At 71.7% G+C, this 14,332-nt stretch carries 18 protein-coding genes; 10 read left to right on the top strand and 8 right to left on the bottom strand.

The annotated features are described in order from the left end of the window. Nucleotides 1-25: 25 nt before the first annotated feature. The 3 genes from ACWGPE_RS06130 to ACWGPE_RS06120 form a co-directional block, all read right to left on the bottom strand. Nucleotides 26-631 (bottom strand): helix-turn-helix domain-containing protein, encoded by a 606-nt coding sequence (locus tag ACWGPE_RS06130; protein ID WP_452048349.1) that lies wholly within the window; start codon nt 629-631, stop codon nt 26-28. Nucleotides 632-699: 68 nt separating this feature from the next. Further along, a complete protein-coding gene (locus ACWGPE_RS06125; protein WP_231429697.1) occupies nt 700-1,071 on the bottom strand; it encodes a type II toxin-antitoxin system death-on-curing family toxin in 372 nt (123 codons plus the stop codon). Next, on the bottom strand, nt 1,068-1,271 hold the full coding sequence (locus tag ACWGPE_RS06120; protein ID WP_231429696.1) for a ribbon-helix-helix protein, CopG family: 204 nt from the start codon (nt 1,269-1,271) through the stop codon (nt 1,068-1,070). Before ACWGPE_RS06120 ends, ACWGPE_RS06125 begins: the two co-directional genes overlap by 4 nt. A gap of 155 nt (nt 1,272-1,426) precedes the next feature. Between ACWGPE_RS06120 and ACWGPE_RS06115 the strand changes: the two genes are divergently transcribed. Continuing rightward, the gene (locus ACWGPE_RS06115) at nt 1,427-2,269 is read left to right on the top strand and encodes a VOC family protein (protein ID WP_376930756.1); all 843 of its coding nucleotides are present in this window, start codon (nt 1,427-1,429) and stop codon (nt 2,267-2,269) included. Nucleotides 2,270-2,295: 26 nt separating this feature from the next. Continuing rightward, nucleotides 2,296-2,991 carry an MOSC domain-containing protein gene (locus ACWGPE_RS06110; protein ID WP_452048348.1) on the top strand — a complete coding sequence of 232 codons (696 nt, stop codon included), beginning with the start codon at nt 2,296-2,298 and terminating at the stop codon, nt 2,989-2,991. A gap of 109 nt (nt 2,992-3,100) precedes the next feature. Here ACWGPE_RS06110 and ACWGPE_RS06105 read toward each other — a convergent pair whose 3' ends face one another. Further along, on the bottom strand, nt 3,101-3,757 hold the full coding sequence (locus tag ACWGPE_RS06105) for a TetR/AcrR family transcriptional regulator (RefSeq protein ID WP_231429694.1): 657 nt from the start codon (nt 3,755-3,757) through the stop codon (nt 3,101-3,103). A 251-nt stretch (nt 3,758-4,008) separates the two neighbouring features. On the opposite strand from ACWGPE_RS06105, the gene kynA reads away from it, so the two are divergent. From kynA to ACWGPE_RS06090, 3 genes are read left to right on the top strand one after another with little or no spacing between them, the layout of a single operon-like run. Further along, nucleotides 4,009-4,902: a tryptophan 2,3-dioxygenase gene (gene kynA / locus ACWGPE_RS06100; protein ID WP_452048347.1), complete on the top strand. Its 894-nt coding sequence runs from the start codon at nt 4,009-4,011 to the stop codon at nt 4,900-4,902. An 11-nt stretch (nt 4,903-4,913) separates the two neighbouring features. Next, on the top strand, nt 4,914-5,924 hold the full coding sequence (locus tag ACWGPE_RS06095) for an amidohydrolase family protein (RefSeq protein ID WP_452048346.1): 1,011 nt from the start codon (nt 4,914-4,916) through the stop codon (nt 5,922-5,924). 32 nt (nt 5,925-5,956) lie between these two features. Beyond that, entirely contained in the window at nt 5,957-7,180 is a 1,224-nt protein-coding gene (locus tag ACWGPE_RS06090) for a kynureninase (RefSeq protein ID WP_275505565.1), read from the top strand. Here the strand turns inward: ACWGPE_RS06090 and ACWGPE_RS06085 are convergent. From ACWGPE_RS06085 to ACWGPE_RS06075, 3 genes are all read right to left on the bottom strand, one after another. Further along, nucleotides 7,155-7,670: a hypothetical protein gene (locus tag ACWGPE_RS06085; protein WP_452048345.1), complete on the bottom strand. Its 516-nt coding sequence runs from the start codon at nt 7,668-7,670 to the stop codon at nt 7,155-7,157. The two genes, ACWGPE_RS06090 and ACWGPE_RS06085, sit on opposite strands and share 26 nt — an antisense overlap. Before the next feature lie 206 nt (nt 7,671-7,876). Then, complete coding sequence (locus tag ACWGPE_RS06080) at nt 7,877-9,418, bottom strand: DHA2 family efflux MFS transporter permease subunit (RefSeq protein ID WP_275505214.1); 1,542 nt, start codon at nt 9,416-9,418, stop codon at nt 7,877-7,879. Nucleotides 9,419-9,456: 38 nt separating this feature from the next. Next, nucleotides 9,457-10,065 (bottom strand): PadR family transcriptional regulator, encoded by a 609-nt coding sequence (locus ACWGPE_RS06075; protein ID WP_275505213.1) that lies wholly within the window; start codon nt 10,063-10,065, stop codon nt 9,457-9,459. A 200-nt stretch (nt 10,066-10,265) separates the two neighbouring features. On the opposite strand from ACWGPE_RS06075, the gene ACWGPE_RS06070 reads away from it, so the two are divergent. Beyond that, complete coding sequence (locus ACWGPE_RS06070; protein ID WP_452048344.1) at nt 10,266-10,649, top strand: hypothetical protein; 384 nt, start codon at nt 10,266-10,268, stop codon at nt 10,647-10,649. An 88-nt stretch (nt 10,650-10,737) separates the two neighbouring features. Here the strand turns inward: ACWGPE_RS06070 and ACWGPE_RS06065 are convergent, their stop codons facing one another. Beyond that, a complete protein-coding gene (locus tag ACWGPE_RS06065; RefSeq protein WP_231429688.1) occupies nt 10,738-11,151 on the bottom strand; it encodes a DUF1304 family protein in 414 nt (137 codons plus the stop codon). 144 nt (nt 11,152-11,295) lie between these two features. Here ACWGPE_RS06065 and purS point away from each other — a divergent pair, with 144 nt between their 5' ends. From purS to ACWGPE_RS06045, 4 genes are all read left to right on the top strand, one after another. After that, nucleotides 11,296-11,628, top strand: coding sequence for a phosphoribosylformylglycinamidine synthase subunit PurS (gene purS, locus ACWGPE_RS06060; RefSeq protein WP_231429687.1), 333 nt, complete (start codon nt 11,296-11,298; stop codon nt 11,626-11,628). Nucleotides 11,629-11,642: 14 nt separating this feature from the next. Beyond that, complete coding sequence (gene purQ / locus ACWGPE_RS06055; protein WP_452048343.1) at nt 11,643-12,341, top strand: phosphoribosylformylglycinamidine synthase subunit PurQ; 699 nt, start codon at nt 11,643-11,645, stop codon at nt 12,339-12,341. Between the two features lie 311 nt (nt 12,342-12,652). Beyond that, complete coding sequence (locus ACWGPE_RS06050; protein ID WP_452048342.1) at nt 12,653-13,576, top strand: endonuclease domain-containing protein; 924 nt, start codon at nt 12,653-12,655, stop codon at nt 13,574-13,576. A gap of 171 nt (nt 13,577-13,747) precedes the next feature. Continuing rightward, entirely contained in the window at nt 13,748-14,263 is a 516-nt protein-coding gene (locus ACWGPE_RS06045; RefSeq protein WP_275505211.1) for a tetratricopeptide repeat protein, read from the top strand. Nucleotides 14,264-14,332 lie beyond the last annotated feature (69 nt).

The following is a 14,332-nucleotide window of genomic DNA, read 5'->3' as shown; positions in this document are numbered from 1 at the left end:
GGCGGCACCCGCTCGCTCGCGCGGCTCACGATCCCGCCTCGCGATGGGTCGTGCCGACGCCGGGTTCGAACACCGCGAGCGAGAATCGCGCGGGCCGGTCGGCGGGGTTGGCGTAGGCGTGGTCGACGTCGCCGGGGAAGGTCAGCGCGTCGCCGACGGCGAGCGCGTGGGTCGCGTCGCCCACCTCGATGACGAGTTCGCCGTCGAGCACCTGCAGGAGTTCGCGCGTGCCGGTCGAGTGCGCTTCGCTCGCGTGCCGTTCGCCGGGTTCGAGCGTCCAGTCCCAGAGCTCGACGACGTCGGGGGTCTCGGTGCCCGCGACGAGCACGCCGCGGCCGCCGCGTTCACCGCTCCAGAGCGCGGCGCCCGCGCCGTGGCGGGTCACCTTGACGAGGTCGGAGGCCGCGGCCCGCGGCTCGACGAGGGCGGGCAGTCCGATGCCCAGGGCGTCGCTGAGTCGCAGCAGCGTGCCGACGCTCGGGTTCACGGCACCCTGCTCGACGTTGACGATCATGCGCCGGCTGACGCCGGCCTCGGCTGCGAGTCGGTCGAGGGTCCAATCGCGCGCCTGTCGCTCGTCGCGCACCCTGCGCCCGATCGCGAGCGCGAGCGTCTCCGTCTCGGCATCCATGAGTGCATGATAGTGCACTGATGGCAGCGTGGCGCCCCCGCGACCGACGACCCGAACGCCGGTGCAGTTCAGTCGAACGGCGCCGCGCGCGCCTCGAGCCAGGCGATCGCCTCGTCGCGCCCGACCGCGCCGGCCGCCACCGCGCGCACGAAACGGTCGATCGCCCGGGGCTCCGGCTCGACGAGGTCGAACCCGTTGAGTTCGTAGAAGACGGCAGTCACGAGCCACGAGAGACGCTTGTTGCCGTCGAACAGCGGATGGTTGCGACTCAGCCCGATGAGCAGCACCGCGGCCTTCTCATGCAGGCCGGGATGCACCTCTTCGCCGAAGACCGGCATCGGCGCGGCGAGCGCCGACAGCAGCAGCCCGCGATCGCGCACGTGGAAGCCGCGCGATGCGAGCCACTCCTCGACGTCGGCCGGCTCGACGTACTCGGTCACTGCGACAGCAGGTCGAGCGCGTCGGCGTCGCGTGCCTCGATGCGGGCGAATGCGGCGCGGGTGCGCTCGGCCTTCGCCGCGCGCTCGGCGCGATCGCGGATCGCGGCGAGCACGACGTCGTTCTTCGAGCGGTGCTCGCGTGCGGCGAGCTCGGTGAGCAGTCGGTCGTCCTCTTCGGAGAGGCGCAGCGTGAGGGCCATGAGATCACCTCCGGTGATACCACGATGATACCAGTCGGGGGATGCCGCGATTCTGCCGATCCGGAATGGATTCGCCGCGACATCCGTTAGTATTAGTTGTGCTTACAACCAAAGGGGCGCCCGAAGGCGCCGGACTCCTCGCGGCCGACACCGGCATGGGTGCGGTGACGCTGCGCGTCGCCGACCTCGACGGCATGATCCGCTACTACCGCGACGGCGTCACCCTCGAGCTGCTCAGCCACGACGGCCCCGTCGCCGTGCTCGGCCGCGGCGCGACGCCGATCGTGATCCTGCAGCACGCGCCCGAGCTGAAGCACGCGTCGCCGCGCGACGCCGGGCTCTTCCACACCGCGATCCTCTTCGACGCGCGTGAAGCGCTCGCGACGGCGATCGCCTCGGTCGCGACCCGCTACCCCGGCACCTTCACCGGCAGCGCCGACCACCTCGTGAGCGAGGCCTTCTACTTCACAGACCCCGAGGGCAACGGCGTCGAGCTGTACTTCGACCGCGACCGCTCGACCTGGAGCTGGGTGCACGGCACCGTCGAGATGGCGACCATCTACCTCGACCCGAACGGCTACCTGCGCGACCACCTCGGCGAGACCGGCACGGCCGCCGTCGCCTCGGGCGACCGGCTGGGCGACGCCGTCGTCGGCCACGTGCACCTCTCGGTCGGCGACGTCGCGAGCGCACGCGAGTTCTACGTCGACCGGCTGGGCTTCGAGACGACCGCCGAGATGGGCGACCAGGCGCTCTTCGTGTCGGCCGGCGGGTACCACCACCACATGGCGATGAACACGTGGAACAGTCGCGGCGCCGGCCGCCGCGGGCTCGCCCTCGGCCTCGGCAAGGTCGAGATCGTCGTGCCCACCTCCGACGACCTCGGCGAACTCGGCGAGCGCATGGCCCACTACCGGGTCGGCACGCGCGACGACGGCCGGACGCTCGCGTTCGACGACCCGTGGGCCAACCTCGTCGAGGTGCGCGCGGCGGGATGATCGGGTCCCGCGGATAGGCTGACCCGATGACCTACCCGCTCCGATCGATCCGCCGATACCCCGTCAAGGCGATGGGCGGCGAGGCCCTCACCCAGGTGGTGCTCGACGCGCGCGGACTCGTCGGCGATCGCGGTTTCGCCGTCGTCGACGTCGACGGCAAGTTCGCGTCGGGCAAGAACACGCGACGCTTCCGCCGGCGCGACGCGGTCTTCGAGTACGCGGCTTCGACGACGGCGGACGGCTCGGTGCAGGTGCAGCGGGGCGACCACGGCCTGTGGCTCGTCGGCGAGGAGGAGCTCGACGCCGACCTGTCCGAGCGCATGGGCGCGAGCGTCCGAGCGCTGCCCGAGCGCGACATCCCCATGCAGGACGGCGGGCAGATCTCGATCGTCGGCACCGCCTCGCTCGCGTGGTGCGCCGAGCGCTTCGGCATCGACTCCGACCCGCGACGGCTGCGCGTCAACCTCGTCGTGGAGACCGACGAGCCGTTCGTCGAGGAGGGCTGGCTCGGGCGGGAGATCACCGTCGGCGACGCCCGGCTGCGGGTCGTCGAACGCATCGAGCGGTGCCGAACCGTGGATGTCGCGCAGGACGGCACGACGGCGGAGGGGCGACTGCTGAAGCCGCTCACGAAGGAGCGCGAGATGTCGCTCGCGGTGTACGCCGACGTGGTGGCGCCCGCGGTGATCCGCGTGGGTGACGGGGTCGGGCTCGCGGGCTGAGGCCGACGAGGCCGAGGTCGCTCGGGGTCGGGTTCAGGCCGCTCGGGGCGTGGTCTCGATACGCGCCCTCCTTCGGGCGCTCCTCGACCGACGGTGGGCCGGCCGGGCGCTACTCGACCGACGGACGCGGCTTCGGGCCCTTCGCGTGGGACATGTCGTGGAAGGCGTCGAACGCCTGGCCCGGCACGGGCATCGGGGTCGTGCCCGGTCGCGCCCGCAGCCCGTCGAGGATGATCGTGAGCTGACGCCGCCAGAACGGCAGGTACTCGCCGCCGTACTGGCCGAGCGAGCCGAGCATGTCGACGAGGATGCTGAGGTCGACGGCCGTGACGTCGGCGCGCAGGGCGCCCTCGGCCTGGGCGCGCTCGATCATGCCGTTGACGAGCGGCTCGAACTCGATGCCCGGGCGATGCGACGGGTCGAGCTCGGCGACCCGTCGCATGACGGCGGGCAGGAACGGCGAGTCCGCGACCCAGGCGCCGAGGCGCTCGACATAGAGCTCGACCGATCGCCAGCCGGTCTCGGCACCGAGGATCTCGGGGGCGAGGTCGTGCAGCTCCGCGACGGCGTTGTCGTAGAGCTCGCGGACGAGTGCGTCGCGATTGGGGAAGTGTCGGTAGACGGTGCCCGCCCCGACTCCCGCGCGCGTCGCGAGCTCGTCGAGCGGCGCGTCGATGCCCCGCTCGGCGAAGAGCCGCCGTGCTTCGGCGAGCAGACGTTCGTGATTGCGCCGTGCGTCCCGGCGCGACGAAGCCGAGGAGGTCATCGCTTCACTGTACGCGGTTCTTCACGTATGATTCGGAGAGCCGTCTCCGTTTACCCGAAGAACGAGACGACCGACCTTCACGGGGGAGTGGAGGACGACCGCGCGGCGGGCGAGCCGGGAGATTACGGCGAGCGCCCGTCGCGTCGGTTCGGGGTCGGAGCGGTGGACTCGATACGCTCCTTCGTCGCTACTCGACCGACCTGGTGGCGGCTCAGCACTACTCGACCGACCGTCGCGCTTAGGCTTGACGGGTGAGTACTGAGTCAGCCAGCGCGGGCGAAGGCGTGAGCGACGGCGTCGCGGCGAACACCCGAACCATCGAGGCGACGGTCGTCACCGACTTCAGCGACCGCATGAGCTACGGCGGCTACCTCGACCTGCCGACGCTGCTCAGCGCGCAGCGCCCGATCTCGCGTCCCGAGCACCACGACGAGCTGCTGTTCATCATCCAGCACCAGACCACAGAGCTGTGGCTGAAGCTCGTGCTGCACGAGCTCGAGACCGCGCGCGACCTGCTGCGCGCCGACGAGCTCGGCCGGGCGCTCAAGTGCATCGCCCGCGTCAAGCACATCCAGAAGACCCTCACCGAGCAGTGGTCGGTGCTCGCGACGCTCACCCCGACCGAGTACGCGCAGTTCCGCGGCGTGCTCGGCAACGCGAGCGGGTTCCAGTCGTACCAGTACCGCGCGGTCGAGTTCGTGCTCGGCAACAAGAACGCGAAGATGCTGCAGATCTTCGAGTCGGATGCCTCGGCCACCGCCCTGCTACGCCATGCGCTCGAGTCGCCGAGCCTGTACGACGAGTTCCTCCGCCTGCTCGCCCGGGCCGGCTACGCGATCCCGACCGAGGTGCTCGAGCGCGACGTGACCCTCGCCTGGACCTTCACCCCCGAGCTCGTCCCCGTGTTCGCGCAGATCTACGGCGACACCGACGAGCACTGGTCGGCCTACGAGACCTGCGAGGAGCTCGTCGACCTTGAGGACAACTTCCAGCTCTGGCGGTTCCGTCACCTCAAGACCGTCGAGCGCATCATCGGCTCGAAGACCGGCACGGGCGGTTCGAGCGGCGCCCCGTTCCTCAAGCGCGCGCTCGAGCTCACGTTCTTCCCCGAGCTCTACGCGGTGCGAACCGAGATCCCGGGCTGATGATGGGCGACGTGCACGAACCGCTCGGGCGGGCCGCCCGGCGCTCGCTCAACGGGGCGCACGCGGGAGAGGTCGGCGTCGTGCTGCCGCCGTTCATCGACCACCACGTGCACGTCGAGCTCGTCGACCCCGACCCGATCGTCGCCCTCGGTATCGCGGCTGTCGTGGACCTCGGCGCGAGTCCCTCGGTCGTCGCAGCGCGCGCCGCGCGCGACGGGCTGCCGGCCGTGGCGTTCGCCGGCGCCTTCCTGACCGCCGTCGGCGGGTACCCCTCCGATCGGCCGTGGCGGCCCGAGGGCAGCGTGCGAGAGCTCGCCGCGGTCGAGGGCGGCGACGGCGACCGCCGCGACCACACGGCACTGCCCGACTCGATCGAGGCCGCCGTCGACGAGCAGCGCGCGTTCGGGGCATCCGTGGTCAAGGTCGTGCTCAACGCCGATGCGGGCCCGGTGTTCGACCGAGCCACGCTCGAAGCGGTCGTGACCGCCGCGCACGCGCGGAGCCTGCCGGTCGCCGTGCACGCCGAGGGCGCCGGAACTGCGAGCCTCGCGATCGAGGCGGGCGTCGACGCCCTCGTGCACACGCCGTGGACCGAGCGGCTCGACGACGAGCTCATCGCGCGCGCCGCCGCCCGGCAGGCGTGGATCTCGACGCTCGCCATCCACGCGCGCGACTTCGGCGACTCCCCCGAACTCGACTGCGCGATCGACAACCTGGCCCGCTTCCATGCGGCCGGAGGCCGAGTGCTCTACGGCACCGATCTCGGCAACGGCGAGCTGCCCGTGGGGGTGAACGCCGTCGAGCTCGCACTGCTCGAGCGGGCCGGGCTCGAGGCATCCGATCTCGTGCAGGCGCTCGCCGACCCCTGGCCGCGCGCCGAACGCGGCGACTGGGGCCTCGGCGGCATCGCGACGTTCGTCGCGGGCGCCGATCCGGCCGTGCCCGGCACCTCCCCCACCCCCCTGCCCGACCGGCTCGCGACCGCGCGCGTCGTGCCCGCCGACGACCTGGAGTTGTTGTGACCCTCGACCCGAACCTCGCCTTCGCCCGCCGCATGGACCGCGCCGACGGGCTCGCCCACTACCGCAAGCGGTTCGTCGGAGCCGACACGGACCTCGTCTACTTCGACGGCAACTCGCTCGGCCGTCCGCCCGTGTCGGCGGTCGAGCGGGTCGAGCGGTTCCTCCGCGAGGACTGGGGCGGACGCCTCATCCGCGGATGGGACGAGGCGTGGCTGCAGCTGCCGACCGAGATCGGCGACCGCATCGGCCGCGCCGTCATCGAAGCGAAGGCCGGCCAGACCGTCATCGGCGACTCGACGACGGTGCTGCTCTACAAGCTCGCGCGCGCCGCCGTCGACGCGCAGCTCGCTCGCGACCCCCACCGGCGCGAGATCGTGATCGACACCGACAACTTCCCGACCGACCGCTACATCGTCGACGGCATCGCCCGCGAGCGTGGCATGCGACTGCGCTGGATCGACGTCGACACGTCGTCGGGCGTCACCCCCGAGCAGCTCGCCGAGGCCGTCGGGCCTGAGACGGCGCTCGTCGTCGTGTCGCACGTCGCGTACCGCTCGGCCTATCTCGCCGACGCCCCCGAACTCACCCGCATCGCGCACGACGCGGGTGCGCTCATCCTCTGGGACCTCTGCCACTCGGCCGGATCGGTGCCCGTGAAGGCCGATGCGTGGGGCTTCGACCTCGCCGTCGGGTGCACGTACAAGTACCTCAACGGGGGGCCCGGCTCGCCCGCGTTCGCCTACGTGCGCGACGACCTGCAGGGCGTGCTCGAGCAGCCGATCCAGGGCTGGTGGGGCAACACCGACATGTTCATGATGGGGCCGTCGTACGAGCCCGTGCCCGACATCCGACGCTTCACGAGCGGCACCGCCCCGATCGTGGGAATGCTCGCCATGGAGGAGACCCTCGCGATGATCGAAGAGGCGGGGATGCCTGCGCTGCGCGCGAAGTCGATCGCGCTCACCGAGTTCGCGATCGCCCTCGCCGACGAGTGGCTCGCGCCGCTCGGCGTGACGCTCGCCTCCCCCGCCGACGCCGAGGAGCGCGGCGGCCACGTCACGCTGCACCACGATGCGATGCGCGAGGTCACGGCGCGGCTGTGGCAGCGCGACGTCATTCCCGACTACCGCGACCCGGGCGGCCTGCGCATCGGCCTCTCGCCGCTGTCGACGAGCTTCGAGGAGGTGCACCGCGGGCTCGACCTCACGCGCGAGGTGCTCCGCGAGGTGCTCACCGAGCGGGCGGGGCTGGCGTAGCGCGCCGGTCGGCTGCCTCGGCCGCGCACGGAGCGAGGCCGGCCTGCCGCCGAGCGGCGGCGATCTCGTCGAGCCCCGCATCGAGCAGCCACCGGTCGTCGGCACGCCTGCGCGCCGTCTCGAGCAGCATGTAGAGCGCCGCTCCGGTCACGAGCACCGTGGCCGCGGCGAACGGCCATCCGCTCAGCGCGGACGCCGTGAGCCCGATGGTCATGCACGAGCCGAGGATTTCGAGGACGGCAGCCCAGCTGACGGCTTCGCGCGGCACCAGCTGCTGCCGCGAGCGAAGAAGCCAGGTGAGCATCGTCGCCGCGACCGCGACGGTGATCGCGCACGCGGTCGCCGAAACCGCCAGGGCGAAGTCGGTCGGCACGGGGAACATCCCGGCACCCCGCTTGCCGGCGGCGAAGACCGTGAACGTGTCGGGAAGCCGGGTCCGCGAGACCGCGAAGGCGATCAGGCAGGCAACGGAGATGATCTGCAGCGCCACCAGTGCGCGATGCTGCGCGAGTGCTGCGCGGCGCAGCGTCCAGCGCCACGATCGCGATGCACGGTCGGCGCCCCCTTCACGACGACGCCGTCCGGATCCCACCGCCACCTCCACCGCTTCGCCGAGAGCGCGCATCCACGCCGCGGCACAACGCTACTGCGTGACCGCGCGCGCCGTGCCTGCTCTCCTTCACGATGAGCGAACGCTCACTCGGTGCGAGCGGCCTCCGGCGAGGCATCCGCGTCGACGGGCCCGGCGGTCGCCCCGGCCGGGGCGCTGCCGCTCGCCCCCCACGCGACCGTGACCTTCGGCTTCGCGAAGAAGAGCACGACGATCGCGCCGGCTGCGAAACCGAGGATCGGCAGGAGCATCGACTGCGACATCGCCGCGGTGAAGCCGTCGAGGACCTGCGGCGGCATGCCGCCCGCCCCACCGCCGGCCTGCTCGGCCGCGTTCGTGTCGAACCCGGGCAGCTCGGCCGTCAGTCGCGCGTTCATGAGGGCCGCGATCGCGGCCGAGCCGAGCACCGAGCCGACCTGACGGGTCATGTTGTAGACGCCCGATCCGGCGCCGGCCTGCGACTGCGGCAGGTTGCGCGTCGCCGACGAGGCGAGCGGTGCCCAGACGCCCGAGAGCCCGAGGCCGAGCAGCCCCGAGGGGATGAGCAGCACCCAGAGCTCGGTGTCGGGCTCGAGCAGCGTCGCCGTCCACGCGAGCGCGGCCGCGGTGATCGCGAAGCCGGCGACGGCGATCCACTTGGGGTCGACACGGTCGACGAGCCTGCCGACGACCGGCGCCATCGCACCCGTGACGACCGCCATCGGGATGAGCATGAGCGCCGCCTGCGTCGGGGTCAGCCCGCGCGCCACCTGGTAGTAGAACGCGAGGGGCAGCGGCATCGACACGATCGCGAGGCCCACGAAGGTGATCGCGACGTTCGAGAGCGAGAAGTTGCGGTCGCGGAAGAGCCCGAGCGGCAGCAGCGGCTCGGCCCGGTTGAACGCCTGCCAGACGACGAACCCGGCGAGCACCACGACGCCCGTGATGATGACGCCCCACACCGTGATCGGCCCGGTGATCGTGCCCCAGTCGTACGTCTCGCCCTCCTGGATGCCGAAGACGACGAGGAACATGCCGACGGCGCTCAGCACGACGCCGAGCCAGTCGAAGCGGTGCGAATGCGTCTCGAGGTTCGGCACGAGCCGCCAGGCCGCGATGAACGCGACGATGCCGACGGGCACGTTGACGAAGAAGATCCACTCCCAGCCGAGGGAGTCGACGAGCACGCCGCCGAGGATCGGCCCGACGAGCGTCGCGACGCCCGCGACGGCACCCCAGAGGCCCATGGCCTTGCCGCGCTGGTCGGGCGGGAAGATGCGGGTGATCACGGCCATCGTCTGCGGGGTCATGAGTGCCGCGCCGAGGCCCTGCACCGCGCGGGCGACGATGAGCGTCGTGATGTCGCCCGACAGTCCGCACCACAGCGAGGCGAACGTGAACACGACGAGGCCGATCATGTAGACGCGCTTCGGCCCGAAGCGGTCGCCAAGTCGCCCGGTGATGAGCAGCGGCACCGCGTACGCGAGCAGGTAGGCGCTCGTCACCCAGATGACGGCAGTGAGGTCGGTGTCGAGGTCCTCGAGGATCGCCGGGTTCGCGATCGACACGATCGTCGAGTCGACGAGGATCATGAAGAACCCGATGACGAGCGCCCACAGCGCTGGCCAGGGCTTGAGGGTGCGTTCCATGCGTGGAACCTTCCGGTCGGTGGGGCGGTCGCCCCCGGTCAATGGGCGGATGATCTCGAGACGCGCTTCGCGCCACTCGATCCGGCGGCCTCGGGCCAGGCGAGCTCGCCCGACTCGAGATCGCCGATGGTCTGTTCGAGCCACGTCGCCTCGGCGACGAGGAGCGTTCGGGTGTAGTGCACGTTGAGGATGTACGCGGTCGGCAGCCCGCGGGCTTCGATCCTCGCGAGCGAGGCGTCGATGAACCCGAGCAGCTCGCGGATCGACGCGAGCCTGACGCCGAGCAGCTCGGCGACCTCGGCCGCGGGCAGGTGGTGCGCCTCGCCGATCGCGACGGGGAACTCGGGGTACTCGTTGACGTGGCGGCCGAGCATCTCGGCGATCGTGGCACGCAGCCGCTCGCGCCCCTCGTCGGTGATCGCGTAGACCGTGCGCTCGGGGCGGTTGCCCTGGCGCTCGACCGCAACCTCGGCGATCAGGCCGTCGGCGGCGAAGCGCTCGACGGCCCGGTAGAGCGATCCGGGCGAGACCTTGACGACCTTGTCCTCGGATCGTTCGAGCATGAGCTGGTACATCTCGTAGGCGTGCATGTCGCGTTCGGCGAGCAGCGCCAGCACCGTGACGCCGAGCGGCGAGAGCGTGGTCATTCCGGTCCCCTCCGAGGCATCCGCTCACAACTATTCCGTACGGAATAATACGTCCGGAACAATCGATGCGCAACCGACCGGCGGCCCTCCCGCCTCCGCGTTACCAAGGTGCGGCCACCACGGCAACCCCCTCGCCCGAATCGGGCCGCTCGGGGTTCGCGAGCGTACGATTGCCGATCATCTCGTGAAGGGAGCCCCCCATGTCCGGCACCGAGAGAGACCTCGACGAGACCGTCGCCGCCGCCCGTCACGCGGCCGAACGCGCCGCCGACCGCGCAGGCGAGGTGACCGAAGACCTGGTCGACGAAGCGGGCGACCGACTCGACGACCTGGGCGACCGCGTCGAGAACGTCGCCGACGCCGTCGGCGACGTGATGAGCGACGTGCGCCGCAGCGCGACCGAAGCCGTCGAGACGATCGGCACCCAGGCGAGCGTCGTCGCCGGCGAGGCGCGGGAGGTGCTCGACGACGGCGTCGCGTACGTCAAGGCACGGTACCGCGAGCACCCCGCAGCGGTCATCGCGCTCGGAGCGGCCGTGGTCGTCGGCGTCTGCCTGGTCGTCAAGGCGCTCACGCGGCGCTGAGCACCGAACGACGGATGCCTCGTCCGGCTGCCTCCGGCCGAGGCATCCCCGATCGACTCGGTCGGGGAGCGCGAGGCGCGCCCCGCCGTCACATCGCGGCGGCGGGCGCGGGCGCTCGGCGTCGGTCGCCGATCACGATCGCGAGGACGACCGCGAGCGCGAGCCCGAACTCGAACACGGCCGAGAGCCACAGCTCGGGGGCCGAGATCACGAGCGAGACGCCGAGCACGACGTGCATCGCGCAGATCGTCAGGATGATCGCGCGGCCCGCCACCTCGTTCGCCCGGTGCACGAGCACGAGCGCCGCGACGATCGCCGCGCCCATGAGCATGTTGTAGACGCCCACGTTGCGGGTCCACAGCGCCACGGCGTCGTACTCGTCGGGGTCGATGAGGAAGATCGGGTACAGCTCTGGGCTGCGAAAGAAGAACGACTCGAGCACGCCGACGGTGACGAGCGTCAGCGCCTCGAGGGCGGCGAGCACCTGCGCGACGGGATTCATGCGATGGATTCTCGTCGCCCGCCGCAGCCGCCGCATCGGGGCCTGCCCCGCCCTGAGGGGTGCGGACAGCCCGACCACGGGAGGCGGTCGACCGCAGGTTAGAATCGAGGCATCCACACCCTCGACACCGGACGGAGAACCGCGGTGCCCACCATCGTCGTCGACGTGATGCCCAAGGCCGAACTGCTCGATCCTCAGGGGAAGGCCGTCGCCGGCGCCCTCGCCCGCACCGGTCACACCGGGTTCAGCGGCGTGCGCATCGGCAAGCGCTTCGAACTCACCGTCGACGGTCCGGTCGACGACGCGCTGCGCGCGAACGTGCAGCAGATCGCGGAGGAGATCCTCTCCAACCAGGTCATCGAGGACGTCGTGGGCATCCACTACGAGGTCACCAACGCCGAGCTCGCCGAAGAGGCGGCCGAGGCCGGTGCGGTCGCGGGCGACGGCTTCGGCGCCCCCGCGGGCGAGACCCACTGAGCGGCGGGGTTCGCATGCGTATCGGCGTCATCACCTTCCCCGGCTCGCTCGACGACCGCGACGCGCAGCGCGCGGTGCGACTCGCGGGCGGCGAGCCCGTCGCGCTCTGGCACGGCTCGCACGACCTCGAGGGCGTCGACGCGCTCATCCTGCCCGGCGGATTCAGCTACGGCGACTACCTGCGCTGCGGCGCGATCGCCTCGCTCTCGCCGATCATGACCGAGGTCGTCGCCGCGGCGAACGCGGGCATGCCCGTGCTCGGCATCTGCAACGGCTTCCAGATGCTGACCGAGGCGGGCCTGCTCGAGGGCGGGCTCATCCGCAACGACCACGGCTCGTTCATCTGCCGCGACCAGGTGCTCACCGTCGAGAACGCGTCGACCGCGTGGACCGCCGAGTTCGACGCCGGCCAGCAGATCACCATCCCGCTGAAGAACGGCGAGGGCGGCTTCATCGCGTCCGACGAGACGCTCGACCGGCTCGAGGGCGAGGGCCGCGTGGCCTTCCGCTACGTCGACGTGAACCCGAACGGGTCGCTGCGCGACATCGCGGGCATCACGAACGCGCGCGGCAACGTCGTCGGCCTGATGCCGCACCCCGAGCACGCCGTCGAGCCGGGCTTCGGCCCCGACACCGCTGCGGCGATGCGCTCGGGCGTCGACGGGCTCGGCTTCTTCACGAGCGTCGTCAAGCGGGCGCTCGTCGAGGCGTAGGCCCCGCGCCGCCTCGCCTCGCCTCGCCTCGCCTCCGCGCGGCGTGCCTCGTCTCCCTCCTCGCCGAGTCGCCAAAAGGTGCTGCTCAGCGTGCATCGAACCGCACTTTTCGGCGAGTCGTCCGGCCTCAGGGCGCACGAGCGCGCGCCGCTCCGGGTTCCCGCTCGCCCGGTGCGACGAGTCGCCGGAAGATGCGGCTGAGCGAGTCGCGAAGGGCACTTCTCGGCGACTCGACCCCTGAGACCGGAGGCGGTGACTCGCCCTGTGGATGACGGGCGACGTCCGTGGTCCAGGTGCGTCAGAGTGTCGGAATGCCTCGCGTGCCGCTCCCCGACGAGCTGGGTCGTCGCGCGTTCACGACGGCGGAAGGCGTTCGCTCGGGGCTCGGCACCGGACGCCTTCGCGGGCCCGACCTTCTGCGGCCCTTCCACGGAGTCCGGACGGTCGCCGAGGCATCCGATACGGTGGCTCGCTGCCGCACCTACCTGCCCCGGCTGAGGCCAGGGCAGTTCTTCAGCCACGACACGGCCGCCCGGCTCTGGGGCGTCCCGCTGCCGACGCGGTTCGACCCGACCGCGCCGCTGCACGTCTCCACGTTCGCTCCGCGGCGACCCCCGCGTACGCGCGGCGTGATCGGCCACGAGCTCGGGCCCGACCGCGCGACGATCGTCGTCCGCGGTGGCCTTCCCGTGACCGACGCGGCCTCGACCTGGCTGCAGCTCGCCGGGGTCCTCGCACTCGACGACCTCGTCGCCGCCGGCGATCACCTCGTGCTCGACCCGGCCGTCCTCGATCCACTCGATCTGCGCCCGTTCCTGTCGCTCGACGAACTGGTCGAAGCCGCGCGAGAGTTCCGCGGGCGCGGGAGCCGCCTCGCGACCGAAGCCGCACCGCTCGTGAGAGTCGGCGCCGAGTCGCGGCCCGAGACACTGGTGCGACTCCTGCTCGCACGTTCCGGACTGCCCGAACCGGTCGTGAACCATGTCGTCACGGCCGTCGACGGTCGCTTCATCGCCCGTGTGGACCTCGCGTACCCCGAACTGCGTATCGCCATCGAGTACGACGGCGACCAGCATCGCACCAGCACCCAGCAGTACGAGCACGACATCGCTCGGTTCGACCGACTGCACGAGGCGGGATGGCTCGTGGTGCGCGTCCGATCGCACGGGCTGTTCCGCGACCCGGCCGATACGGTCGCGCGGGTCGCGCGTGCACTCGCCGCACGCTCGCGCTGAACTCGACCGATCCGACGCCACGCCCAGACACGCGAGTCGCCAGGAAGTGCGCCCGAACGCGCTGCAAGCAGCATCTTCCGGCGACTCGCCTCCCCAAAGCGGGCCGGGCGCACCCACCCGCGCTCGAGTCGCCTGAGCGCGCGCGAGCGAAGGGTGCGGCACACTGGGCGGATGCCGCAGCCGACGCCGCCCGAACTCCACGCCCGCCTCGCCGAGATCTTCGCGGCGCGCGACCGGGCCCACATGCAGCCCACGATCGACGCGTTCCTCGCCGTCCTCGTCGAGCATCCCGATGAACCCGAGGTGCTCTACGAGGTGGGCGGCGCCTACGACACGGCCGGCGAAGAGCAGACCGCGGCCGGCTACTACGAGCAGGCGATGGCCGCCGGGCTCGACGGCGACGCGCTGCGCCGCTGCCTGCTGCAGTACGGCAGCACGCTGCGAAACCTCGGCCGGCTCGACGAGTCACTCGCAGTGCTCGAGCGGGCACGCGACGCGTTCCCCGAGTCCGACTCGCTGAAGGTGTGGCACGCGACGAGCCTGCACGCGGCCGGCCGGCACGACGCCGCCTTCGCGATCATGCTCGAGCTCGTCGCCGACCGCGTGCGCACCGATGAGCTCCTGCGCTACGAGGCCTCCCTCCGCGGCAACGCGGCCTACCTCGCCGAGCGCGACGAGCAGCACTGAGCGGGCCGACGGGCCGCCCGACGCCGGGACGGCTGACGACGGCGGCGGCGGCCGGCCCCGGGTTCGGGC

This window comes from Agromyces sp. NPDC055658 (assembly GCF_053618155.1).
Note: the sequence above shows the minus strand (reverse complement) of the source record. Positions and strands in the feature narration are given on the sequence as shown.